The sequence below is a fragment of the Vibrio sp. QJM3NY_26 genome (genome assembly GCF_057786005.1).
In genome coordinates this window covers 2,238,237-2,261,938 of record NZ_CM173515.1, presented here as the reverse complement: position 1 = coordinate 2,261,938, position 23,702 = coordinate 2,238,237, and the positions used below count along the sequence as shown (strand labels likewise).

At 44.7% G+C, this 23,702-nt stretch carries 20 protein-coding genes; 14 read left to right on the top strand and 6 right to left on the bottom strand.

Annotated elements, in window-relative coordinates:
- The first annotated feature begins 56 nt into the window (after positions 1-56).
- Positions 57-4,286: a formate dehydrogenase subunit alpha gene (gene fdhF / locus AC3CH4_RS09930; protein ID WP_488542908.1), complete on the top strand. Its 4,230-nt coding sequence runs from the start codon at positions 57-59 to the stop codon at positions 4,284-4,286.
- Positions 4,287-4,397: 111 nt separating this feature from the next.
- Here the strand turns inward: fdhF and AC3CH4_RS09925 are convergent, their stop codons facing one another.
- The 6 genes from AC3CH4_RS09925 to AC3CH4_RS09900 all read right to left on the bottom strand — a co-directional run bounded on the left by AC3CH4_RS09925 (position 4,398) and on the right by AC3CH4_RS09900 (position 10,840).
- Positions 4,398-5,378 carry an alpha-L-glutamate ligase-like protein gene (locus AC3CH4_RS09925; RefSeq protein WP_004736463.1) on the bottom strand — a complete coding sequence of 327 codons (981 nt, stop codon included), beginning with the start codon at positions 5,376-5,378 and terminating at the stop codon, positions 4,398-4,400.
- A gap of 3 nt (positions 5,379-5,381) precedes the next feature.
- Positions 5,382-6,887 (bottom strand): inactive transglutaminase family protein, encoded by a 1,506-nt coding sequence (locus AC3CH4_RS09920; protein WP_054547295.1) that lies wholly within the window; start codon positions 6,885-6,887, stop codon positions 5,382-5,384.
- Positions 6,888-6,904: 17 nt separating this feature from the next.
- Positions 6,905-7,645, bottom strand: coding sequence for an ATP-dependent zinc protease family protein (locus tag AC3CH4_RS09915; RefSeq protein WP_488542907.1), 741 nt, complete (start codon positions 7,643-7,645; stop codon positions 6,905-6,907).
- Between the two features lie 267 nt (positions 7,646-7,912).
- Entirely contained in the window at positions 7,913-8,884 is a 972-nt protein-coding gene (gene cmoB, locus AC3CH4_RS09910; RefSeq protein ID WP_488542906.1) for a tRNA 5-methoxyuridine(34)/uridine 5-oxyacetic acid(34) synthase CmoB, read from the bottom strand.
- Between the two features lie 182 nt (positions 8,885-9,066).
- Positions 9,067-9,795, bottom strand: coding sequence for a carboxy-S-adenosyl-L-methionine synthase CmoA (gene cmoA, locus AC3CH4_RS09905; protein WP_017078176.1), 729 nt, complete (start codon positions 9,793-9,795; stop codon positions 9,067-9,069).
- 139 nt (positions 9,796-9,934) lie between these two features.
- Positions 9,935-10,840, bottom strand: coding sequence for a DUF72 domain-containing protein (locus tag AC3CH4_RS09900; RefSeq protein WP_488542905.1), 906 nt, complete (start codon positions 10,838-10,840; stop codon positions 9,935-9,937).
- A gap of 314 nt (positions 10,841-11,154) precedes the next feature.
- Between AC3CH4_RS09900 and aspS the strand changes: the two genes are divergently transcribed.
- The 13 genes from aspS (at position 11,155) to tolA (ending at position 23,694) form a co-directional block, all read left to right on the top strand.
- Positions 11,155-12,927: an aspartate--tRNA ligase gene (gene aspS / locus AC3CH4_RS09895; RefSeq protein WP_171309080.1), complete on the top strand. Its 1,773-nt coding sequence runs from the start codon at positions 11,155-11,157 to the stop codon at positions 12,925-12,927.
- 211 nt (positions 12,928-13,138) lie between these two features.
- Complete coding sequence (gene ruvC / locus AC3CH4_RS09890; RefSeq protein WP_004736470.1) at positions 13,139-13,660, top strand: crossover junction endodeoxyribonuclease RuvC; 522 nt, start codon at positions 13,139-13,141, stop codon at positions 13,658-13,660.
- 215 nt (positions 13,661-13,875) lie between these two features.
- Positions 13,876-15,336, top strand: a complete 1,461-nt coding sequence (locus AC3CH4_RS09885; RefSeq protein ID WP_488542904.1) for a methyl-accepting chemotaxis protein — start codon at positions 13,876-13,878, stop codon at positions 15,334-15,336.
- 92 nt (positions 15,337-15,428) lie between these two features.
- Entirely contained in the window at positions 15,429-16,040 is a 612-nt protein-coding gene (gene ruvA, locus AC3CH4_RS09880) for a Holliday junction branch migration protein RuvA (protein ID WP_017076435.1), read from the top strand.
- Between the two features lie 103 nt (positions 16,041-16,143).
- The gene (ruvB, locus tag AC3CH4_RS09875; protein ID WP_017083931.1) at positions 16,144-17,160 is read left to right on the top strand and encodes a Holliday junction branch migration DNA helicase RuvB; all 1,017 of its coding nucleotides are present in this window, start codon (positions 16,144-16,146) and stop codon (positions 17,158-17,160) included.
- 552 nt (positions 17,161-17,712) lie between these two features.
- On the top strand, positions 17,713-19,299 hold the full coding sequence (gene cydA / locus AC3CH4_RS09870) for a cytochrome ubiquinol oxidase subunit I (RefSeq protein WP_004736475.1): 1,587 nt from the start codon (positions 17,713-17,715) through the stop codon (positions 19,297-19,299).
- A 13-nt stretch (positions 19,300-19,312) separates the two neighbouring features.
- Complete coding sequence (cydB, locus tag AC3CH4_RS09865) at positions 19,313-20,449, top strand: cytochrome d ubiquinol oxidase subunit II (protein WP_054547301.1); 1,137 nt, start codon at positions 19,313-19,315, stop codon at positions 20,447-20,449.
- A gap of 31 nt (positions 20,450-20,480) precedes the next feature.
- Complete coding sequence (gene cydX / locus AC3CH4_RS09860; protein ID WP_000270284.1) at positions 20,481-20,588, top strand: cytochrome bd-I oxidase subunit CydX; 108 nt, start codon at positions 20,481-20,483, stop codon at positions 20,586-20,588.
- Complete coding sequence (gene ybgE, locus AC3CH4_RS09855) at positions 20,581-20,883, top strand: cyd operon protein YbgE (RefSeq protein WP_017055065.1); 303 nt, start codon at positions 20,581-20,583, stop codon at positions 20,881-20,883. The genes cydX and ybgE overlap by 8 nt, the downstream gene beginning before the upstream one ends.
- A gap of 172 nt (positions 20,884-21,055) precedes the next feature.
- Positions 21,056-21,493 (top strand): tol-pal system-associated acyl-CoA thioesterase, encoded by a 438-nt coding sequence (gene ybgC, locus AC3CH4_RS09850; protein ID WP_017078182.1) that lies wholly within the window; start codon positions 21,056-21,058, stop codon positions 21,491-21,493.
- Entirely contained in the window at positions 21,483-22,166 is a 684-nt protein-coding gene (gene tolQ, locus AC3CH4_RS09845; RefSeq protein WP_004736480.1) for a protein TolQ, read from the top strand. The genes ybgC and tolQ overlap by 11 nt, the downstream gene beginning before the upstream one ends.
- Positions 22,167-22,169: 3 nt before the next feature.
- Complete coding sequence (gene tolR, locus AC3CH4_RS09840) at positions 22,170-22,613, top strand: protein TolR (RefSeq protein WP_004736481.1); 444 nt, start codon at positions 22,170-22,172, stop codon at positions 22,611-22,613.
- 13 nt (positions 22,614-22,626) lie between these two features.
- Complete coding sequence (gene tolA, locus AC3CH4_RS09835) at positions 22,627-23,694, top strand: cell envelope integrity protein TolA (protein WP_017085870.1); 1,068 nt, start codon at positions 22,627-22,629, stop codon at positions 23,692-23,694.
- Positions 23,695-23,702 lie beyond the last annotated feature (8 nt).

Sequence of the window (23,702 nt, the reverse complement as noted above, 5' to 3'; positions counted from 1 at the left end):
TTGAATTTTAATTATTGATAACTCGCGTGTGCGAAAGGTAAAGGTAGGACTTAGGTATGATTCAAATCGTTATTGATGGGAAATATCGAATCGTCGAGCAAGGACAAACCGTTCTTGAAGCGGCAAAAACATGTGGTTTAGAGATCCCATCTTTATGTGGTTTGAACAAAACAGCGGATAAAGTACCGTGTGATTTGTGTGTTGTTGAGGTAGATGGTGTTGGTATGACACGTTCTTGTGAACTAGAAGTGTCTAATGGATTGGAGATTACGACTCAGTCAAAGCAACTGACCGATCATCGACAAGAAGCACTAAATCGTATCATGACAGATCACTACGCTGACTGTGAGGCGCCATGCCAAACGGCTTGTCCTGCTGGCGTTGATATCCAGTCTTACCTCCATCATATTGCTCAAAATGATCACATTAAAGCGATTGAGGTGATCAAAAAGACACTACCAATGCCACTTTCAATTGGTCGAGTATGCCCTGCTTTCTGTGAAACGGAATGTCGTCGCAACTTGGTCGATGAATCCATCGCGATTCGCCAACTCAAACGACACGCTGCCGACGCAGATTTAGCCGCTCAAGAGAGCTACATGCCAACTAAGAAACCAATTAAAGGCAAGAGTGTTGCGATTGTTGGTAGTGGCCCCGGTGGGCTTACGGCGGGTTATTATCTATCTAACGAAGGATATGATGTCAGTGTTTATGAGTCGATGCCCAAAGCTGGTGGCTGGCTACGTTATGGTATCCCTGAATATCGTTTACCTAAGTCGATTCTAGACAAAGAAATCGAACTGATGTGTCGTAACGGGATGTCGGTAGAGTGTGATAAAAATCTCGGTGTTGATTTTACATTGTCTGATTTGAGTAACGATTTTGATGCGGTTTGTTTAGCCGTTGGCGCGTCGAAAGCGGTTGAAATGAATTATCCTGGCAGCGAGCTTGGCGGTTGTTACCTAGGCGTCGATTACCTGAAAGATTACGTGACCGATCAGCAGTATGTCACTGGTAAAAAGGTTGCAGTGATCGGTGGTGGTAATACCGCGATTGACTGTGCTCGAACTGCTGTTCGTGATGGCGCTGATACCACGCTGATCTACCGTCGTACTCGAGATGAGATGCCTGCAGAAGATTACGAAATCGAAGAAGCTGAGCATGAAGGCGTGAAATTCCACTTCTTAACCAACCCGGCAGAAAACATAGCCGATGAAAATGGTCATGTATCAGAAATACGATTAGAGCGTATGGCTTTGGGACCAGCAGATGCCTCTGGTCGTCGTAGCCCTAAACCAACTGGCGAGTTCTTTGTTGAAGCGTTTGATACGGTCATCGCTGCCGTGTCGCAAAAGCCGGATCTGAGCTTTATGGACAATGAAGCGATTGATATTCCTCTTACTCGTTGGAATACCGCTGATGCCGATCCGCAAACCATGCATACAGGTACCGGCAATATCTTTAGTATCGGTGATTTCCGACGCGGCCCTGCAACCGCAGTGGAAGCGGTAGGGGATGGGCGCATTGCTGCACAGGCGATTGATCGGTTCTTTCATGGCGACATGGATAACATTCCGGCCAAACCGTTTAATTCAAGAAAGCACAAGCAGCTCAAAGCGGTGGATCCTGAGCAATACAAATCCATACAGCGTATGGCGCGTAAGATCATGCCAGAGCTAACACCCGAGCAGCGTGAACAAAGCTTCGACGAAGTAGAAACAGGATTTGATAATGCCGATGCAATTGCGGAAGCAGCTAGATGCCTAGAATGTGGCTGCCAAGCCAATACCGATTGCGACCTACGAGACTACTCGACCGAATACAAGGCAACGCAAACATATCCAGAGTACAAAATCGATGTGGCTTCGAATGAGAACTGGCAGGCGATACGCGCAGAAGAAGCGAAGGTCGGTTTAACAAGACAAAAATTTGCAGTTGATGACAGTTCAGAATTTATTATCTTTGATGCCAACCGCTGTATCAGTTGCGGCCAGTGTATCCAAGCGTGTCGCGAACAGAATGTTCATGGCGTTTTAAGCTTCATGAATCAATCTGATGGCAAGCCTGCATCAAGACCTGAATGTCGTCCTAATTTTGGGGCAGACAAGACCTTAATGGGCGACTCAAACTGCGTTCAATGTGGATCGTGTATTCAGGCGTGTCCAACCGGTGCAATGGTGGATGCTCGTGATAGAAAGCAGGGAGACACAGACCTACTCAAGAAAGTCGATACCATCTGCACCTATTGTGGTGTGGGCTGTAAGCTAACCATGCATATCGATGAGCAGACAAACAAAATCCGTTATATCGAAGGCGGTGACTCTCCGGTTAATGAAGGCATGTTGTGTGTTAAGGGGCGATTCGGCTTCGATTTTGTGGGCAGTGATGCGCGTTTAACCACACCATTAATTCGTAAAGATGGCTGGTTGCAACCTGCAAGTTGGGAAGAAGCGATTAAGCTCATTGCTGATAAATTTACCGCGATTAAACAGGGCTTTGGTAGCAATGCTTTGGCGGGCTTCTCATCGGCGAAAACCACCAATGAAGACAACTATGCCTTCCAAAAATTCATACGCCGTGAATTAGGCACTAATAACGTCGATCACTGTGCACGTCTTTGTCATGCTTCTACTGTTACCGGTTTAGAGGCTTCGCTGGGTAGCGGGGCGATGACCAATGATATTCCAAGTATCAAGCATTCAGATGTGATCTTTATTATCGGTTCAGATACTACTTCAGCACACCCAATTATTGGCTCGCACATCAAGCAAGCGGTGAGGCATGGTGGCGCACGATTGATCGTTGCTGATCCAAAACGAATCGATATTGCTGACCATGCTGAGCTTTACTTAGCGCACCGACCGGGCACTGATGTGATGCTGATTAATGGTGTGATGCAGCAGATCATCAAACACGGTTGGTACGATCAAGATTATATTGATGATCGTGTTGACGGCTTTGATACCTTATTGCAGGAAGTCATGTCACCAAGCTATTCACTTGATAAAGTTGAATTAGTGACTGGCGTGAAAGCGGAAGATATCTTCGCGATGGCTCGCTTGATTGGTACTGCAGAACGCACCGCAGTGTATTATTCGATGGGTATTACGCAACACACTACTGGTCACGACAACGTACGTTCAATCGCTAATCTACAACTCTTGTGTGGCAACATTGGTATCGAAGGCGGTGGTATAAACCCATTACGTGGTCAATCCAATGTTCAGGGCGCGTGTGATATGGGGGCATTGCCGAACAACCTTCCAGGTTATCAGAAAGTGTATAACCCGATAGTTCGTCAAAAATTCGCGATGGAATGGGGAGTTTCTGACTTACCAGCGGAAGCGGGGTTAACGCTCACCGAAATTATTGATGGAGCGTGCCATCGAGATGTTCGCGGTCTGTATGTCATGGGTGAGAACCCAGTGTTGAGTGACCCAAATCAAGCGCATGTGATTGAAGGCCTTGAAGCGTTAGATTTCCTAGTGGTTCAAGATATTTTCTTAACCGAAACCGCTCAGTATGCCGATGTGGTTCTGCCGTCTTGTTCGTTTGCTGAAAAGTCTGGCCACTTCACTAATACAGAGCGCCGAGTCCAACGTATTAATCCTGCTGTTAATCCGCCCGGTGACGCGAAAGAAGATTGGGTGATTATTCAAATGCTAGCCAATGCAATGGACGGCGGTTGGGATTATAAAACCGTTGCTGATATCACCAATGAGATAGCACGTGTAACGCCGCAGTATGGTGGTTTACGTTGGGAGAATATTACGGTGAACGGCGTCCAATGGCCAAGTAATAAGAATAACCCTGACGGTACACGCATCATGCACCAGACTCAATTCACTCGCGGGCGTGGTCAAATGGAAGCGATTCCGTTTAGATACGCCGCAGAACTTCCTGATGCGGAATACCCGCTAGTATTAACGACAGGTCGCATCCTAGAACAGTTCCACACAGGAACCATGACACGTAAAACCAAAGGGCTTGATAACTTGGCAGGACCACGTGCGATGGTGAGTGTTCATGATGCCGAAGCGTTAGGGATCTCGAATGGCCAGATGCTCAAAGTATCAACCCGTCGTGGAGAAATTGAAATCGCGGCATTTGTGACTAAGCGAATGCAAAAGGGTGTGGTATTTATTCCCTTCCATTTTGTCGAATCTCCAGTTAACCGCTTAACTACGACTGCAACCGATCCGCACGCTAAGATCCCAGAGTTTAAGGTGGCGGCAGTCCGCATTGACCCAATTCGTGAGTCTGAAGCAGAAACGACAGAAGTTTAGTTCCGAGCGTTAAGCTAATTAACGATAGGCATTAAAAAGCCGCGTAACTCTCAGAGTTATGCGGCTTAATTTATTGAGCTAGACTCGGTGTCAAATGACCGAGTTAATCACTTAGTTTGAAGCGAGTTCGTTACCGTGAACACCAAATTGCTTTGCGGCGTATGCAACGCGCTCGGCAGGTTTTGGATATTCAGCTGGCGTGCCTAGGTTTTCAATATGATGCAAGCGAGGCAATAAACCCGCGCCGTTTGCAATCTGTATCGCTAATCCTGGACGAGCGTTTAGCTCTAGTACCATTGGGCCTTCTTCTTGGTCTAAAACCATGTCAGTGCCCATGTAACCAAGGCCTGTCATTTCCCACGCGCTTGATGCTAGCGTAAGCAGTTTTTCCCAATGCGGTACTTGAAGTTGTGCCAACTCTTTGTCCGTGTCCGGGTGGTGAGTCACAGGGTGGTCAAATTGAACCGCACGAACGGCTTTACCCGTAGCGATACAGATGCCCACACCCACAGCGCCTTGGTGCAAGTTTGCCTTGCCGTCAGAAGCTGAAGTAGAAAGACGCATCATCGCCATCACAGGGTAGCCTTTGAATACGATAATTCGTACATCGGGCACACCTTCATAACTGAAGCCATCAAAACACTCGTCAAACTTGATGAGGTTTTCAACCACGGCTACGTCGTTCTTACCACCTAGTGAGAAAAGACCCGCTAGAGCGTTACTGATGTGACGCTCTACGTCTTCTTCATTGATAGTCGAACCTGATGGCTTGGTATAAACACCATCCTTGTGAGAAATAACAACAAGGATACCTTTACCACCACTACCTTGAGCGGGCTTGATTACAAACCCCGGCCACTCTTTAACCATCTTGTGGATTGTTTTTACTTCAGCTTGGTGACCAATAACGCCAATCAGTGTTGGTACGGTTGCACCAGCTTGTTCAGCAATAATCTTAGTCTTAAGCTTGTCATCAACGAGTGGATACTTGGAACGATCATTGTAGCGACCAATATAGCTATGGTTACGCTTGTTCATTCCCATTATGCCTTTGTCTTTCAACTTAAACGGTGAAGTAAATTGATCAAACATAACTTAGTCCTCCGCTAGCGGTTTAAAGCGACGAAGCTCGGTTAGACGGTAGCCTGTGTAGTTACCTAGTAGCAAGATGGTCGCTAGAATAACAAGCTGTAAACCAATAAAGTTAAACGTTAAATGCTGGATGAACGGGTTAGTCATGCCTAAATAAACAAGAACAGCGGTAAATAGAGAACCACCACCTTGTAGCACTACCTCTTTCGCCCCTTCTTCTTCCCAAAGGATAGACATACGTTCGATAGTCCAAGATAGGATAATCATTGGGAAGAACGTAATCGATAGACCTTCAGTCAGACCGACTTTAAACGCCACTACAGTAAACACAGAGATAATCATGATTACCGTAATGATTACGGCGGATATCCTGGCGACCAGTAGCAAGTTGAGCTTGGATAAGTAACTTCGAATAATAAGACCTGTACCTACGATAAGTAGGAAGCCGACAATACCCGTTACCAATTGTGTTTGTACAAAGGCTACCGCAATCAGTACAGGCATGAACGTACCAGACGTTTTCAGACCGATGATGACACGTAGGAACACAACAATCAGAGCACCGATAGGAATCAGCATGATGGTTTTAAACATCGCTTGCTCTTCTAGCGGCAGACTATGAATGGAAAGGTTTAACAGTTGATCCGCAGAGACTTTACTGTTGGTTGCTTCAGTGGGAGTCACCTCCTGAGCAATCATTGAGAAGTGAACTTTACTGTTCTGACCGCCAACCACGTCTAATAGAGATACATTTGATTCATCCCAAATTAGCAGGTTTGGCTGAACTTGCTGTTCGCTTGATTCAGGAGAGAATAAAACCCATTGGTCGTTATCCCAGATCTGGTTCATTTGCTGGATAGATTGACGACGACGGCCATCTTCTAGCTCGATAACGCCAACCACTTTATTGTGGATATTTGCTGCTGAAAGTAGCTTGTGTGTTGCTTCAACTTTGCTCATGTTATTCAGAATCAGCGCAGAGTTTTGGCTGTCTGGATCATTAAGTGTTTTGATAAGTTCACGAGTGAAGGTGATGTTGTCTGCTGAGCGCTTAGTGGCTCGGTCAATCAGTGCCAACGCTGCCGCTTCTTCTGGGCCATCAAAGCTTGGTTGCGTGATTTCACCTTCTGGTGGGATAGCATCAACTTTCGCTTGGTTATCGACAAGGAATTGAGTTTTGTAGTAGATAGTTTGCGGGCCATCAGCGTGGCGAATAGACCATTCAGCACGACGACCTGACTCGGTGTTCAAGTAAGAGATGCCGTAACCTGGTGACGAAGCTGACTCACCAATAAGTGTGTAATTAGACTGAGTGTGAGGAGCTGCTAATGAAACTTTTGCTTCTTTGCCTACTGCGTTGAACTCAATACGAGCTTCAACGTCCCAAACCTGTCTGGTTTCCCCTGGAGTCCAAGGTACACCGTAGGTGGTATGTCTGAACATACTCAGTGTTATACCTGCCACGATAAGCAGGAATATAGAGATATAAAATGGAATTCTTGACGTCATAGCTTACCCTACTATTGTTATTTAACTTCCGTTTGTACGTACTTTTTACTTACATCTACTAGCGCTATGTCTTTGATAAATTCGCGCCCTAGTAATACAGGGTGACTCATTTGAGAGCGATCCGCCAATGTAAATTGCGCTTTTTCATGGATTTTTCCAACTTTTACCCATAATTCGATCACAGCTCGACGTTCTGTCTGGTCATTGGTTGACTGACGGATTTTTACATACCGCACAACGGGCGCTTCAATCCATTTTTGGTCTTCTACAGCTTGTGCTTTATCAGCCAAATGGAATCTCACCCAGTCTTTACCGTTACGTTCGAATTCTTTGATATCGACAGCATTTAAAGAAGAAGTGGTTGCGCCAGTATCAACGCGCGCATCAAAGCTTTGTTTGATCGAGTCGATAGACACTTTCTCGATTCCGCCAAGGATGGTCGGTTGTAACGTAGTAGTGATAGGAGTAGCTGCTACGACGACGGGTTCTTCTTCCTCTAGCTCTTCAATAACCTTATGTTCCATGCTGGTCAGATGAACATCTAATTGACCAGAAAGAGTGGTGATTTCGTCTTCTAAGCTTTCAATATAATCACTTTGATTACTTAGTTGTAGTTCAAGATTTTGAACCTTATTTGCGATGTTTGTCTCTGAGCGGGCAATAGCGTCGAGAGTTTCTTGGTGGTAGGTAGCACCGTTCGTGAGGGTACAACCAGAGAGCAAACCAACCGCCACGATAGGCGATAATCGCTTAAACATATAAAAAACCTTTGAGAATTAGAGAATAGTTCAGACTATTTAGTAGTTTATCCCACAAAAAAGGACGCGTGAAGCATCCTATTGTAAGAGTCTGGTCATATTGAATCGCTATGTGAGCGCTACGAAAATTATTGTGATCTTAGTTCGTTCATTTGTTAAGCATGAGCACGGATTTTATACAATTCATGCTCTTGCTAATCAAAACTTACACATATAAATAACTAAGACTTAGTGACCACAGAGTTCATGGCTTTGGTCTTATCGAAATTACGGTTTCGTCGCAACAAGAACGGCACGTCTTGGTGCCGGGTGACCTTCAACTGTTTTAGTTGGATCGTTCGGATCGAGGTAATCTGGAAGAGAGTTGTGTGTCATCCATTCTGTTGTGCGTTGTTCGCCAATCGTCGTGATATTTTCGTCAACGATACGTACGTCTTCAAAGCCAACCTGTTCAAGCCAGCGTTTCAGCGCGCGAGCAGAAGGGAAGAAGTACACATTTCTCATTTGCGCGTAACGGTCAACAGGGACCAATACCGCATTCTCGTCACCTTCAATCACCAAGGTTTCAAGAACCAGCTCACCGCCAGATGCCAATTGGTCTTTCAGCTGAATCAAGTGATCCAGTGGTGAACGACGGTGATACAACACACCCATGCTAAATACAGTGTCGTAGGCTTCTAGTTTTGGCAGTTGCTCAATACCTAAAGGTAATAGGTGAGCACGTTGGTCATCGCCCATTAACTTACGAATAGCTTCAAACTGAACCAAGAATAGGTGAGAAGGGTCGATACCCACTGTTAGGCGTGCGCCTTCACCTAGCATGCGCCACATGTGGTAACCATTGCCACAACCTACATCAAGCACAGAGCGGTTTTTCAATGGAGAAATATGAGGAAGGACACGGTCCCATTTCCAGTCACTGCGCCACTCCGTATCGATATGGATATCGTGAACGGTGTAAGGACCCTTCCTCCACGGGTGGAAGGTCTTTAGTAAGCTTTCTAACTTCTTAAGTTCACCTGTGTGAAATGGTGTCGAGCTACCAATGGTTACTGAGTTTTTCAGTTCAACTTGGTCAGGCACTCCTTGAGGGATTTTATTCAGTGCACGTAACCAACGGTCGAAGTCACCGTGCTCTGCATTTTGCCAATCCGTCAGCTGTTGAGGAAGAACATTGAGCCACGGCTGTAGGCGAGTGTCTTGGGCAATGAGTTGATAAAAATTGGCAAAATTAAACATAGTTTTTCACTGAGTTAATAGGGTCAATAAACCCTAAAATAAAAATTAAATTTGTCATTCCCTACAGTGAGGGACGAACATGGTAGGGAATCTCGGTTTATCGTACTTGATAGAGATCCCCAACTCGCTCGTTCCTCGCTCTTGAGGATGACGTTTTAGTTCGAGCTGACTGGGTATGTGCGCTATTTAATCGCGAACATTGAACCAAAGTTGAAGCATTGGAACCAGACTTCGCTGCTTGAGAAGCCAATCTTATCAAAGCGTTCCTTGTGGACAGGGATCGAGTCTGGACGCATCACGTTTTCGATTGCACTGCGTTTTTGGCTTACTTCAAGTTCGCTGTATCCATTGGCACGTTTGAAATCATGGTGCAGATCGATAAGCAGTTCATTTGAACTTTCATCTTCGAATACGTATTTTTCTGACAGAATTAAGATCCCGCCCGGGCGCAAGCCGGCATAAATTCTCTCAAGCAGAGCGTATCGGTCGTCGGGAGACAGAAATTGCAGCGTAAAGTTAAGAACAACAACAGAGGCGTCTTTAATTTCTACTTCACGGATGTCGGCTTCAATGACTTCTACTGGCGTGTCACTGCGGTAAGCATTAACGTGCAACTTACAGCGTTCAACCATCGCTTGTGAATTATCAACAGCGAAAATGGTGCAGCCTTCTTGCTGAATATGGCGACGCATAGAAAGTGTCGCCGCGCCAAGAGAGCAGCCTAGGTCATAAATATTTGAATGTGGCTTTACAAAGCGCTCAGCCAACATGCCGATTGCAGAGATGATATTGCTATAGCCAGGCACCGAGCGTTGAATCATATCCGGAAATACTTCAGCAACCCTTGCATCAAAGGTGAAGTCTCCAATTTTATCAATAGGAGCGGAAAAGATATTGTCTGTGTTGCTCATGGCATTTTCTCTCGACAGTCAGCGTAATTGGCACAAAATTCATACCAAATAAAAGGGGACGTATTTTACGTAAAAAAAGCGCGGCTGTCACGAAAACTGAGATTTAGCTCAAGGTTCGAAGTTACTGATAGGTGATGGGCTAGAACATCGAGATTTGATGATTGCCTTTCTGTGCTGGAAATTGAGCGAGATCAGGCAATATAAGTGATGTATTTTCAGACACTTGTTTTTGTAGCTGCTTATAAATAGCAATAGCGAGTTCAGGTGCGTGATTATTGTCTGGGGTGTGGATCATTAAATAGGGTTGTTTGCCTTCATTAAGCCAGTTTGGAATTTTGGCAAACCAAGGCTTAAAAAATTCAATATTAGGTTCTTGATCTGGGTGGCCAATAAATCGAATCATAGGATTATTGGCGGTCGCAATCGCATGCACGGGAACGCGTGGTTTTTTCTGATGAGCATCGATCACCGCTTCTGTGGTTGGTGGTGCGGAGAAAACGGGACGGCTATCCATAATAATGCGATTGATCCCTTCTTCTATTAACCAATGATTGAAGCGCTTTTCCGCATCGCCCTTATCAAAAAAACCAAGGTGACGAACCTCTACGCCGAGCTGCATATTTTTGGGGAACAAGGTACAAAACTTTTGCAGGGCAGGGAGCATACTAGGTTCAAAACTGTGTGGTAGCTGAATCGTCCATTGGCCAATACGGTCGTGCAGTGGCGACATGGTCATTAAAAACTCTTTGAGCTCGGCTTGGCAGTGCCTAAGTTGTTGCTGGTGGGTGATGAACTTTGGCAGCTTGAAGGTGAACCTAAAATCACCGTGACTGGCGGCTTTCCAGTTGTGAACGGTCGACATACTCGGTGTGGCGTAGAAGGTCGTGTTGCCTTCAACCGTATGAAAAACTTGTGTGTACTTCTCTAAGCGTTCAGCAGGTTTTGTTCCCTTACCATAGAACTGACTTTGCCACTCGGAATGAGACCACATGGTCAATCCAAGTCTTAGAGGTAAAGTTTCTGTTGTTATTACACGATCATCCATCTATTACACCGTTATTCATCACGCTATCAGTCATTACAAAAAGTTTTTGGTTTGAAACGAAAATCTACTGTACGAGAGTTTTGCTGATTAAGGTACTTTCGAGATATAATTAGCGCAATTTTTTCGGTTTTGATGAATCTTTGCGCACTTGATGGGCTAAAAAGCAGCAAAGCCAGATAAAACACAATAAATTCGAATGTGGAAGGTCGATTTTAAACGAGTTTCCGCGTATAAATGTTCCTTTGCTCTGTTGTGTGGAATGACCACTGACAGCTTGGAAACTAGTAAATAATTAAGAGATTGGGAAATTCATTATGCGTACCCATTACTGTGGTAACCTGAACAAGTCCCTGGCGGGACAAACTGTAGAATTGTGCGGCTGGGTAAATCGTCGCCGTGATTTAGGCGGTCTTATCTTTATCGATATGCGAGATCGTGAAGGCGTCGTTCAGGTTGTTGTCGATCCAGATATGAAAGATATCTTCCCGATCGCTAACCAACTGCGTAATGAATTCTGTATCAAATTTACTGGTGAAGTACGTGTTCGTCCTGACAGCCAAGTAAATAAAGATATGGCGACGGGTGAAGTTGAGCTTTACGCAACTGGCCTTGAGATCATCAACCGTTCAGAAGCGCTTCCACTAGATTTCAACCAAACGAACTCTGAAGAACAGCGTCTAAAGTACCGTTACATCGATCTTCGTCGTCCAGAAATGAGCGATCGTATTAAGCTTCGTGCACGTGCTTCTAGCTTCGTTCGTCGTTTCCTAGATGAGAACCTATTCCTAGACATCGAAACACCAGTACTAACGAAAGCGACACCTGAAGGCGCTCGTGACTACCTAGTACCAAGCCGTGTTCATAAAGGTAGCTTCTACGCACTTCCTCAATCTCCTCAGCTGTTCAAGCAACTGCTGATGATGTCTGGTTTTGACCGTTACTACCAAATCGTTAAATGTTTCCGTGATGAAGATTTACGTGCTGACCGTCAGCCTGAATTTACTCAGATCGATATCGAAACATCATTCCTGTCTTCTCAAGAAGTACGTAACATCACTGAAAAGCTGGTTCACGATATGTGGAAAGAGCTTCTAGATGTTGAACTGGGTCAATTCCCAGTAATGCCATTCTCTGAAGCGATTCGTCGTTTCGGTTCTGATAAGCCAGATCTACGTAACCCACTAGAACTAGTAGACGTTGCTGATTTACTGAAAGATGTTGAGTTCAAAGTATTCTCTGGCCCTGCGAACGACGAAAAAGGTCGCGTAGCAGTCATCCGTGTACCAGGTGGCGCTAAGTTAACTCGTAAGCAAATCGACGGTTACGCAGAGCACGTAGGTATCTACGGCGCGAAAGGTCTAGCTTGGATGAAGGTTAACGACCGTGCTGCTGGCATGGAAGGTATCCAATCTCCAGTTGCTAAGTTCCTAAACGAAGACGTGATCAACGGTCTTCTTGAGCGCACTCAAGCTGAATCTGGCGATATCATTCTATTTGGTGCAGATAAAGCAAACATCGTTGCTGAAGCAATGGGCGCACTTCGTATCAAGCTAGGTGATGACTTAGAGCTAACAGACAAGAAAGCGTGGGCTCCTCTTTGGGTTATTGATTTCCCAATGTTCGAAGAAGATGGCGAAGGCAATCTTCACGCTATGCACCACCCATTCACATCACCACTTGGTGTGAACGCGGAAGAGCTAAAATCGAACCCAGCAGCAGCTAACTCTGATGCCTACGATATGGTAATCAACGGCTACGAAGTAGGCGGCGGTTCTGTACGTATTCACAGCGCAGAAATGCAAACGGCTGTATTCGGTATCTTAGGTATCGAAGCTAAAGAGCAGCAAGAGAAGTTCGGTTTCCTACTTGAAGCGCTTAAGTACGGTACGCCACCACACGCAGGTCTAGCATTCGGTCTTGACCGTTTAGCAATGCTTCTTTGTGGTACAGAGAACATCCGTGACGTTATCGCATTCCCGAAAACAACAGCTGCAGCATGTCTGCTAACAGACGCGCCAAGCCTAGCAAACCCAGCATCACTGGAAGAGCTAGCAATCGCTGTTAACTTAGCGAAGAAAGAAGACTAATCAAACGATTAGGCTCAACTTTCTAATCAAGCAGTGAGTTTTCGATGGAGCTTAAGTCTTAAATAGCACTTAAGCTTTCAACAAAACTTAGTTTTTGATAGAACTTTTTCTTTCGCAGAACAACGAAATGCCCGTTAATTTGACGGGCATTTTTTTTTGCGTTCGATATACTAAGCTCATAAAGCATGTATAAATAATCAGTATTGAAGTTATGTCTATTATCTTAGGGATTGACCCTGGTTCTCGTATTACCGGCTATGGCGTGATTCGTCAAAATGGTCGTCATCTATATTACTTAGGTAGTGGTTGTATTCGTACTTCCGAAAAAGAACTGCCAGGTCGCTTAAAGCAAATCTATGCGGGCGTTAGTGAGATCATTACTCAGTTTCAGCCTGACGTATTCGCGATCGAACAAGTGTTCATGGCGAAGAATGCCGATTCAGCACTTAAACTTGGCCAAGCTCGTGGCAGTGCGATTGTAGCAGCAGTGAATGCTGATTTGCCTGTACATGAGTATGCGGCTCGTTTGATCAAACAAGCGGTGACAGGTAACGGTGGCGCTGATAAGTCGATGGTTCAGAATATGGTGATGAGTATGCTCAAACTACCCGCTAAGCCACAAGCCGATGCAGCCGATGCTCTAGGCGTAGCGATCACTCACGCTAACACCAATAAAACCTTGGTCGCACTCGCAGGTAAAGCAACAGGAGCAAGAAAAGGGCGTTACCGTTAAATCTCATTCTATTGTTAGTTCCTAATATTCTGCCTTTTAAACTTATTCTATTGATGAGCCTTACAGCCGGTTTGGCTCATATCAACACAATACGCCGCTAAATCCTTGATGAAATGAGATCTTTCGAACATAACCCAGATAATAACATTGCGTATCATTTAACATGTTATTAACATTGGTCGGAGGTCTTACAAGTTAATCAAGGATGATCACTGATGAACCCAATCAAGCTGTGGCGCGCGCTGTTTCTACCCAAAAGCAATGGGTGGAGTAACAACGAAGTCAGACAAGCCGATATCTTATTACTCTTCACTTTTATCGCATTCTTCGTGGGCGTCTATAGCTTAATCAAGTGGACTAAGCACGAAGAGCAACTTCTGATCGCTACATCTGTATTTCTTATCGTATTCGAACTGATCTCTGCACTGCTACTTCGTGTGACGAGTAAGCCGAGCCTTGCACTTAACTTTGGTTTTGTCGGCATGGCTGTCCACGCGTTGAACATCATTTACCAAAGCGGTGGGGTTGTGGCTTCCACTCAAGCTTATTGGGTGCCTTTGTTAGTGGTCGCTTTCTTCTTATCTGGAACACGAATTGTGGCTTTGGTGTGGAGTGGACTGGTTATCGGTGTTTCATTAGTGATGACCTCAGCACATCTCAATGGATTTGCATTTCCCCAGCTTGAGCTAACCCCTGATGCGGTAGTGGTAGAAACCTGGTCCGGTGTGATTATGCCGCTGGTGGTGATCTGCATTGCGCAAGCCTTTACCGCTAAGCAAAAAGAGGTGGCAATCGAAATGGCAGAGGAGGCGATTTCAGAAAGCCAACACGTTGCCAACCAAGCAACGCAAAGCGAAGGTCGACTCTCTATCGTGCTCGACCAAGCCAATTCGAATTCAGAGAGCCTACAAGGTGTTTCGGTTCATTTGGATCAGCAGTCACAAGACTTACATGCTCAAGTAGAAGTGTTGAACATCAACTGTGAATCTCAAGCGAGTGCCGCAGAAGAGATGAGCCAACAACTTCACCAAATGACCCAAGGCATCGAAGAATCCAATTCATTTGTGGGTGAACTGAAAGATCGTAGTGAAGCAGTGGGCACCAAAGCGCAAAAGAGCTCTGAGTCACTAGAAGCTTCAACCGATGCGATCAGTCAGATCATTCAAAGTAATCAAGAAATCATGAAAGTCGCCGATTTGATTACTTCCGTAGCCGAACAAACCAACCTATTAGCACTCAACGCAGCAATAGAAGCCGCTCGAGCCGGTGAACAAGGACGAGGTTTTGCTGTGGTGGCCGATCAAGTGAGAGAGCTATCGGGGAAAAGCAGTCATTCTGCGATAGAGATTCGAACTTTGTTAGACCGCAGCAAAGAAGAAGTTGAACACGGCAGAGCAATCATCGAAACCACGGCGAGCGAGATGAACGGCATCATCTCAGAGGTGCAAACCATCTCAACAGATGTTAATCAGCTCACCAATATCATGGCCATGCAGATGAGCTCTCTGAAAGAACTCGATCTCGCGAGTTCAGAGGTGGCGCAGAGTGTGGCAGAAACTAAATCTGTATCGGGTTTAGTGGCCAATTATGGTTCTGAATTAACAGGCCATGTTGCTTCGGTAAAAGAACTGGTTGAAAGCCTGAATAGTGTGGTTTCCCAAGCTAAGCAAGCTTAAATAAATCACCTTAATAAACACAAAGAACTGGATAAGCATCCAGTTCTTTTATATTCTGTCCCTCAAATAATATTCCATCAAGAGAGTGAATTGTGATCGGACGCCTACGCGGTACATTAATAGAAAAACAGCCACCAGAGTTGCTAATCGAAGTCAGTGGTGTTGGTTATGAAGTACAAATGCCAATGAGCTGTTTTTATGAATTACCAAACGTTGGCGAAGAGGCAATTATCTACACTCACTTTGTCGTACGTGAAGATGCGCAGCTACTTTATGGTTTCAATACGGTAAAAGAGCGTGCTCTGTTCCGTGAAGTCATCAAAGCAAATGGTGTAGGTCCTAAGCTAGGTCTTGGCATACTTTCAGGCATGACCGCTAGCCAGTTTGTTCAGAGTGTTGAACGTGAAGACATCTCTACGCTGGTTAAACTGCCGGGTGTGGGTAAGAAAACCGCAGAACGTCTTGTCGTTGAAATGAAAGACCGCTTGAAAGGGTGGGGAGCCGGTGATCTGTTTACGCCTGCGACGGATGCAGCGCCAATGGACTCGATGCCAACGGTTCACGATGCTGAAGAAGAAGCAGTAAGCGCATTACTTGCACTGGGCTATAAACCAACTCAAGCCTCTAAAGTTGTTGCTCAAGTAGCTAAAGATGGCATGACAAGTGAACAATTGATTCGCGAAGCACTGAAGTCGATGGTTTAATACCTCATATACTTGTTCTACAAAATAGACTCATTCACTTTGCCTTTACACAGAGTCAAGAAGCGCAGAGTCAGGAAGAGCAGAGTTAGGAATAACAGAATTTATGATTGAAGCCGATCGCCTGATTGCACCGGATAATCCGGTCTTTAAAGATGAAGATGTCATTGATCGCGCAATACGCCCTAAAGCACTTGCCGACTATCAAGGTCAGGACCACGTTCGTAACCAGATGGAGATTTTCATTCAAGCCGCTCAAATGCGAAATGAAGCTCTGGATCATCTGTTGATTTTTGGCCCTCCCGGTTTAGGTAAAACCACGTTGGCAAACATTGTTGCCAATGAAATGGATGTGAGCATCCGTACCACTTCAGGCCCTGTTCTTGAGAAAGCCGGTGATCTTGCGGCGCTACTGACTAACCTTGAAGAAAATGACGTTCTGTTCATTGATGAAATCCACCGTTTGAGCCCTGTGGTTGAAGAGGTGCTTTATCCTGCGATGGAAGACTACCAATTGGATATCATGATTGGTGAAGGCCCTGCGGCACGTTCTATCAAAATTGATCTTCCTCCGTTCACTTTGATTGGCGCAACCACTCGCGCTGGCTCACTGACGTCTCCGTTACGTGACCGTTTCGGCATTACCCAGCGTCTTGAGTATTACAAAGTAGAAGATCTTCAAAATATCGTTCAACGCAGCGCGGATTGCCTTGGCCTATCTCTGGAGTCTGAAGGTGCATTAGAAATTGCTCGCCGTGCGCGTGGTACACCACGTATTGCTAACCGTTTACTACGTCGTGTTCGTGACTATGCGGAAGTGAAAGGCGATGGACATATTTGCCCAGACGTTGCAGATAAAGCGCTTAACATGTTGGATGTCGATGCTAAAGGTTTCGACTACATGGATAGAAAGCTTCTGCTCGCAATTATGGAGAAGTTTGGTGGCGGTCCGGTTGGTATCGACAACATGGCTGCCGCGATTGGTGAAGAGAGAGACACCATTGAAGATGTGTTAGAGCCTTACTTGATACAACAAGGTTATCTACAAAGAACACCAAGAGGTCGAATCGCGACCGACAGAGCGTATTTACATTTCGGAATAGATAAGCCTTCTAATCGTTAAAGTATTCATTTCTAAAGATCCCAGTTGCATAAGCGCTGGGATTTTTTGCTTTTTATTGAATAACAACTCTTTGAGCAAATCGATAAAAAGGCGAATTATCGAAATTCAAAAATGGAAACTTTGATTCCAAGTTTGATTTGGCTAACAAAAAATGAAATAAACTGTCATATCTTTTGTTAATACTTTATAGGTAGTTGTAATTGGTATGTTGAGGCGGTGCTGAGCTTTTGTCACAGATATCATGCGCGGTTATTAACAAGGCTAAAATTGGTGTGATTTTAATCATGATTGTTTAAAAATAACTCTAATTTGCTTGAATAAAATTGATACAAATCAACGCAGACTTCTCCTATAAACCTTTTGAAACATACTGATTTTACCAGTAATATTAGCGCTAGCTATATTAGCTCATGCTTAACAATAATCTAACTATAACGGTACGTTTTTGCTACAAATTTCAATTTGTAATAACAATTACATAAATTGTTTTAACATGGATTTTTGCGGTGAATAATCACACAAGTGTCATTCAGCCGACACAAAGGAGTTACCATGATTGATGTTGTTGATCTGTCGCGATTGCAGTTTGCATTTACAGCGATGTATCACTTCCTATTTGTTCCACTGACCTTAGGTATGGCATTTCTTCTTGCCATTATGGAGTCAGTATATGTAATGACGGGCAAACAAATTTACAAGGACATGACCAAGTTCTGGGGTAAATTGTTTGGTATTAACTTTGCTCTTGGTGTAGCGACAGGCTTAACCATGGAGTTTCAGTTTGGTACAAACTGGTCTTACTATTCTCACTACGTTGGAGACATCTTCGGTGCTCCGCTAGCTATTGAAGCGCTTGTTGCATTCTTCCTAGAGTCTACTTTTGTTGGTCTTTTCTTCTTCGGTTGGGACAGATTGTCGAAGCGTCAGCACTTAGCGGTAACGTGGTTAGTAGCACTTGGCTCTAACTTCTCAGCGCTATGGATCTTGGTAGCAAACGGCTGGATGCAAAACCCAGTGGGTGCGGAATTTAACTTTGAAACCATGCGTATGGAAATGGTGAGCTTCGCTGAAGTTGTCCTAAACCCAGTAGCGCAGGTTAAATTCGTACACACAGTAGCGTCTGGTTACACAACGGGTGCAATGTTCATCCTTGGTATCAGCTCATACTACATTCTTAAAGGTCGTGACCTTGCCTTTGCTCGTCGCTCTTTTGCGATTGCAGCATCTTTCGGTATGGCGGCGATCCTGTCAGTAATCGTACTAGGTGATGAATCTGGCTACGAGCTTGGTGAAGTTCAAAAAGTGAAGCTCGCTGCGGTAGAAGCAGAGTGGCACACTGAAGAAGCACCAGCCGCATTTACTGTTTTTGGTATTCCAAACCAAGAAACAATGAATACTGACTACGCAATTAAAATCCCATACGTAATGGGCATCATCGCAACGCGTTCGCTTGATACTGAAGTAACGGGCCTACGTGACCTACGTGATGATCACGTTGATCGTATCCGCACTGGTATGTACGCATACGAGCTGCTTGAAAAGCTACGTTCTGGTGACAAGTCTGAAGAAAACATCGCAGCGTTCGACGAAGTGAAAGGTGACCTAGGTTACGGTCTGCTTCTTAAGCGCTACACAGATGACGTTGTTGATGCAACAGAAGATCAAATCCAAATGGCTGCGGATGATTCTATCCCAACAGTTTGGCCTCTATTCTGGTCATTCCGTCTGATGGTTGCTTGTGGCTTCATCATGCTGTTTGTATTCGGTGCGGCGTTTGTTCAAACGTGTCGTCAGAAGATCGAACAGAAACCATGGGTACTTAAAGCGGCGCTATTCTCAATCCCACTACCTTGGATTGCGATTGAAGCAGGTTGGTTCGTTGCTGAGTTTGGTCGTCAGCCATGGGCGGTTGGTGAAATCCTACCGGTTAATGTGGCTGCATCAGCACTGACTATTGAACAGCTTTGGACTTCTCTATTCGCGATTCTTGCACTGTACACAGTGTTCTTGATTGCTGAAGTTTACCTAATGCTGAAATTCGCACGTAAAGGTCCAAGTAGCTTAAAGACAGGCCGTTACCACTTCGAACAAAACGATAACTCTGTTGAAGACAAAGTTAGCCGTTCAGTCGAAGTATAAGTGAGGGAATATTATGTTTGATTACGAAAGCTTACGACTTATTTGGTGGGTATTGATCGGTGTTCTACTGGTTGGTTTCGCCGTAACTGATGGCTTCGATATGGGTGTTGCAGCCCTTTCTCCTGTTATCGGTAAGAGCGACACTGAACGTCGTATTATGCTAAACACGATTGCCCCTCACTGGGATGGCAACCAAGTTTGGCTTATCACTGCGGGTGGTGCATTGTTTGCTGCATGGCCTTTGGTTTACGCGACGTCTTTCTCTGGTTTCTACTTCGCGATGTATGCGACGTTAGCAGCGCTTTGGTTACGTCCACTTGCTCTTGATTACCGCTCTAAGATTGAAGATCCAAAATGGCGTAAAACTTGGGACTACGCACTTTGCTTTAGTGGCACAGTACCACCAATCATTTTCGGTGTGGCATTTGGTAACCTACTACAAGGTGTACCATTTGATCTGAACGAATTTATGATGTCTAAGTACCATGGTACGTTCTTTGCTCTGCTTAACCCATTTGCATTGCTTTGTGGTGTGTTGGCTCTGATGTTGTTCGTGATGCAAGGTGCAACATGGCTTCAAATGAAGACAACAGAAGAACTGCACAGCCGCGCTCGTAACGTTGCTCAGATCACTGGCCTAATTGCTATTGCTCTGTTCGTTATCGGTGGCTTCTGGGTTCAGTCTATTGAAGGCTATGTAATCACAAGCACGATGGACACGTTTGCTGATTCAAACCCACTAAATAAAGAAGTATCACTTCAAGTTGGTGCTTGGATGACAAACTTCGAAACGTATCCAGCAATGTGGGCTGCGCCGATCCTTGGTGTCGCAATGCCACTGCTTGCTGTGATTGCATCTCGTTTTGAGCGTGGTGGTTTCGCATTCTTGTTCTCAAGCCTATCTAACGCTGGTGTTATTTTAACGGCTGGTTTTGCAATGTTCCCATTCGTAATGCCATCAAGCCTGAACCCTAGCCATAGTTTGACTATGTGGGATTCAACAGCGAGTGAGTTAACGCTTGGTCTTATGACCGGAGTTGCGGCGGTAATGGTTCCTGTGATTCTTGGCTACACAACTTGGACATACTACAAAATGTTCGGTCGTCTAGATAAGAAACACATCGAAGATAACGACGTTTCAGCTTACTAAGCTAGAAGTTAAATAACTTAGGAGAAATTTTATGTGGTATTTCGCATGGATTTTGGGTGTACTTCTAGCATGTGCATTCGGCATCATCAATGCTCTATGGTTAGAGCATTCAGAAATGATGGATAAAGACAGTGAGTAATCTCGCGGAGCAAATCGCTAAACTGCATCAACCAATGGATAAGACTCTGTTAAGAGCTTTATCCCTCGTATTGGGTTTCATGCATGTTGGTTTAGTGATGTGGGATCCTGAAGCGTATGCGACAAGCATCGGTGGCTTTAACGCGATCATCGGGCCAATGTTCATTTGGGCAGTGTGCTCAAGCATGGTTTACGGTATCGGATTTAAGCCTAGAGCTTGGATGTGGCAGCTACTGTTTAGCCCATACGTTTCACTCACAATTTTGCTCTACCTAACGGTGTTGCGCCTTTTATAAAAGGCAGAAGATTTAGGTTCATAACGACGTGAACCTTTATACTTGTTGGGTTTTTAGCCAAAAAGAGGTCATCTTATACAGATGGCCTTTTTTTTCGTCTATTAAATCAAAAAATTCACAGCGATATACTATTAATGATAAGGAGTTAGGTTATAGTGAGATCTTTATCGTTTTGGATTGTGGTATCAAATTGCAGGGAATATCTAAGCCATTTACGTGGCCAGTGACAGTGTATTACGAAGACACCGATGCAGGTGGTGTTGTATACCATTCAAACTATCTTAAGTTTTTCGAACGCGCTCGAACTGAGATGTTGCGCTCAATTGGCGTCTCTCAGCAAGTCTTGTTAGAACAAAATATCGGTTTTGTAGTCCGACATATGGACATTGATTTTATTCAAGGTGCGCGACTTGATGATTCTTTACAAGTCATTACAAATATTTACGAGTTGAAGCGAGCTACCTTGGTCTTCTGTCAAGAGATCGTAAATCCTGATGGCAAGGCATTGTGTAAAGCAATGGTTAAGGTAGCATGTATCGATAATCAAAAAATGAAACCCAAAGCAATGCCAACATTTATTCTCACGGAGCTAACGAATAGTGACTGCTGAAATCTCAATCTTAGGCCTAATATTAGAAGCTAGCTTACTAGTTAAGATGGTCATGCTGATTCTTATGGGCATGTCTGTTGTTTCTTGGGCAATGATCATAAAAAGAAGTAAAGTATTATCTCAAGCTTCTAAACAAACTGACGTATTTGAAGATAAGTTCTGGTCAGGCGTTGATCTCGCAAAACTGTACCAAGAGAGCAATAAGCGCAAAGACGAGCTTTCTGGTACTGAAGAAATTTTCTACGCAGGCTTTACTGAGTTTGCTCGCCTTCGTAAATCGAATGCAACATCTCCTGACTTCATTATGGAAGGTACTGGCCGTGCAATGCGCGTAGCGGTTGCCCGTGAAGTAGACGAGCTAGAAACCAACTTACCTTTCCTAGCAACGGTCGGTTCTATCAGTCCATACATCGGCCTATTTGGTACGGTTTGGGGCATCATGCACTCATTCATCGCATTAGGTGAAGTGAAGCAAGCGACATTAGCAATGGTTGCTCCTGGCATTGCAGAAGCACTGATCGCGACAGCAATGGGCCTATTTGCAGCAATTCCTGCTGTTATGGCTTACAACCGCTTTAGCAGTCGAGTCGGTAAGCTAGAGCACAACTATGCGACTTTCTCTGAAGAGTTCCACAGTATTCTTCACCGTCAAGCGATGGCTGGCAGGGAATAATAGATGGCCGGATACCAACCTAAAAAACGCAAAATGACAGCAGAGATTAACGTTGTACCTTACATCGACGTTATGCTTGTTTTGCTGATTATTTTTATGGTGACTTCGCCATTCGTTACTCAAGGCGTAGACGTTGAATTGCCTAAGGCTTCAACGGCTCAGTCTGCACAAGATCTATTGGGTGACGACAATGCGAGCTTTATTATCGTTGAAGTGAACAAAGACGGTGAGCTTGGTTTGAGTGTGAATAACGAAGAAGTACAGCGTGGCTTATCAATGGAAGACATTATCGTCCGAGTGAAAGCCGAGCTGTCTCTTAAGCCAAACTCTCCAGTGGCGGTTGGTGGTGATGCCGCAACGCCTTACGCTGAAGTGGTTTTATTACTTGATGAATTAAGCCGTGCAGGTGTGCCAAAGGTTGGCCTATTAACGGATATAAGGGAATAGCTCCGTAGCATTCATGAAAGCGAATAATAAGAAATCCAATAATTTTAGATCACCGCTTCTTATCTCTCTTGGGCTGCACGTCATCTTATTCGTTGCGCTTATTTGGGGGGCGGATTTCACGATGTCGGAACCAAAGCCTACTGGGCAGATGGTTCAAGCTGTGGTGATTGATCCTCAGTTGGTTCGCCAACAAGCTCAACAGATTCGTCAACAAAGAGAAGCAGCGAGTAAGAAAGAACAAGAGCGTCTAGACAAACTAAGACGTGAAAGCGAACGACTTGAAAAAAATCGTAAAGCTGAAGAAGAGAACATTCGAAAGCTGAAAGAAAAGCAAGCTAAAGAAGCGAAAGCCGCTCGCGAAGCGGAAAAGCGTCGAGTTGAAAATGAAAAACAACGTAAAGTTGAAGAGGCTCGTTTAAAGCAAGAACAAAAGAAAGCCGCTAAAGCAGAAGCTGATCGTAAATTGAAAGAAGCAGCGGTTGTGAAAGCGGAAAAAGAGCGCAAAGCCAAAGAAGTGGCGATAGCTAAAGCTGAACAAGAACGCGTGGCAAAAGAAAAGGCCGCGAAAGAAGCTGCAGATAAAGCTCGTAAAGAAAAAGAAGCCGCTGAACGTGCTGAAAAGCAACGTATAGCGAAAGAGAAAGAAGCGGCAGCCGCAGCGGAGAAAGCGCGTAAAGCAAAAGAAGCTGCAGCAAGAGCTGAAAAAGAACGTAAACAGCAAGAAGCAGCATTGAACGACATCTTTGCTGGACTGGAGACTGAACAAAGCAATAACAACACTGCTTTGAACCAGCATTTAGAAGATGAAAAGGCTCGATATATATCAATTTATCAACAAACAGTACAACGAAACCTTTTGATGGAAGACTCCTTCCGTGGTCAAGAGTGTGTTCTTAACATTCAGTTGACACCAACTGGTGGTAATAAAGCTGTAGTGAGAAGGGTTTCGGTAGTTAGCGGAAATCGCCAGCTTTGCTCAGCAGCACAGGCTGCTACAGTTAAAGCGAGAGAGTTCGATTTTCCACAAGACTCATCATTACAACAAATATTCCGAGATTTTGACTTTCGGTTCATCCCATAATGAGAAAT